This is a genomic window from Streptomyces katrae (assembly GCF_000966975.1).
Classification (GTDB): domain Bacteria; phylum Actinomycetota; class Actinomycetes; order Streptomycetales; family Streptomycetaceae; genus Streptomyces; species Streptomyces katrae.
Genome location: NZ_JZWV01001602.1, coordinates 1 through 1,879, shown reverse-complemented (window position 1 = coordinate 1,879; position 1,879 = coordinate 1). Strand labels below are relative to the sequence as shown.

General features: G+C 71.8%; 2 protein-coding genes and 1 pseudogene. 1 reads left to right on the top strand and 2 read right to left on the bottom strand.

Annotation, left to right across the window (positions count from 1 at the left end; all coding sequences use genetic code 11):
- Positions 1 to 329: DUF6233 domain-containing protein (locus VR44_RS49420; RefSeq protein ID WP_425424572.1), on the top strand; the 329-nt coding region annotated here is incomplete at its 5' end.
- 96 nt (positions 330 to 425) lie between these two features.
- Here the strand turns inward: VR44_RS49420 and VR44_RS41830 are convergent.
- On the bottom strand, positions 426 to 1,208 hold the full coding sequence (locus tag VR44_RS41830) for a hypothetical protein (RefSeq protein WP_157880560.1): 783 nt from the start codon (positions 1,206 to 1,208) through the stop codon (positions 426 to 428).
- Positions 1,163 to 1,879 (bottom strand): annotated as a pseudogene (locus tag VR44_RS41825) (hypothetical protein); the annotation flags it as partial. The pseudogene VR44_RS41825 and the gene VR44_RS41830, both read right to left, overlap by 46 nt.

The window sequence follows — 1,879 nt, the reverse complement described above, 5'->3', positions numbered from 1 at the left end:
GCCGCACCCGTGGCCGGCCTGCCACCGTGCATGCCGAAGGGTGCCCGCTCGCGACCGACCACGCGGTGCCGGTGAAGACACCTGCGGCGCTGAACGCCCTGGGACAACCGGGCACCACAGCCTGCACCGGGTGCGACGCCGCCGTGACGCTCCTGCCGGTCCTCGCTCACGGCCAGGAGGACGTGCACCCCTCTGGCACCTGGTCGAAACAGCAGGTCAGACGGGCGGAGATCCCTTGTAGTCGTGGGCCTGATTGCCGTGGCCGTCCTTGTGCCAGTCCAGGAACAGCACCGCGTTCCCGTACGCGCCACCGCCGGCCCGGTGGCTGAAGGCCGGCGATGACGGCATCGAGGTCGCGGTCGATGCCGGCCGCAAGAGTGTGGAGGCTGGGCAGGTCGTCCTGGCGGACGGCATCGAGCCAATGGCTACTCGGCCAGGTCCACCGCCAGTTCGTCTCGCCACTGCACAGATACCCGCTGGCTGAGGATTGTCTCTACCGCTGCGGGCAGGGACAGGAGAAGGAACCGGCGCAAAGCCTCTGTCGCCGCGTCCCGTCCGTGCCACGCCGCTAGGTCGGCTGCGGTGACGGGCGCCGAGTCGGGCTGGTGGCGGGCCGCGTCGAGCAGTCCGCGGACGGCCCGGACCTCCGCCCGGATGGTCCGCATCCGCAGGTCCAGGGCCCCGTCGGCCGTCAGGTCCACCGGCTCGCCCAGACTGGCCTGATCCAGCGCGCGGGCAATCTCCGGGTAGCCGTCGATTCCGGTCTCCGACGCCAGCCGGGCGAGCTGTGCCACCGCCGCGGAGCGCAACCGCTGCGGTGGGGTTCGCTCGATGAGGACGCCGAGGTCGACGTCGCGTACGACGGTGACCGGGTGCCGTGCCTCCGGAACCCGGTCGAGGACCGGCAGCAGTAGCGCGCTGGCCAGTGGCGCCGCCGCGTCGGCCTCCGGATCGAAGGCAATGCCGTGCTCTGCGGTCAGACCTGCCAGCAGGCGGGTGTAGGCGGCCGTCGAGCCGGGCCAGGGATCGACGCCAATCCGCTGCCACTGCTGTCCGTCGGAGCCGGTCACGTAGTCCTCTCGCGGCGATTCGACCCGGTGGCTCGCTTCCGGCCGCTGTGTTCCGTCCTCCACGACGGTCACGCGCACCTCAGGTCCCTGCTTCACCAGCCGCACCACCCGGGTTCCGCGCGACAGCCGTTCCAGCACCTCGGGACGGTCGAACTGGGCATCGCCGCCTTCCTGTGTGGCGTACGACCACCCGTCGCCGCAGGCGCCGGCCCGAACCATCGACGGTACGCGGCCCAGAGGGCCCCGGCGGAGAGCCGCGCTTGTTGCCGGGTGCGCGGCCTGGCGGTCGCGGGCAGAGAGCCCAGCCGGTCCAGCAGTTCCCCGGGGTCGATGCCCGCCACGAACACGACGTCCGGCTGCACGGGCGGTGCGGGTTCGGCTCCGAAGAATCCGCTGCCCCCAAAGGTGCCGACAGCGTATGTCCCGTCAGGCTGCGAGGCGGGCGAGGTCGGCTCGGCTGCGGGTGGAACCTGCGGCTCGGGGGCCCGGGCGGCGATGTCCAGGGCGGAGGTCGGGTCGGCGACAATCGTTGCGTCGCCGTCCCAGATCAGCCGGCCCTCGTAGGCCAGAGGTGTCCGCCCGTCGAAGGGCAGGCCGTTCTCCAAGGCGGTGGCGAAGTCGGAGAGGATGTGCCGCAGTCCCACCCAGGGAGTGAATGTCGAGCCCGACTCGTCGAAGTACCGGCCGACCCGCCCGTGGTGCGGGCCCGGGCGGGTGACCTGGAAGAGGCCGTCGGAGGACTGCCAGCCGATGCCCAGGGTGATCAGCAGCCGTTCGTGCGGCCAGTACGCGTACTCGTCGCGCTCCCA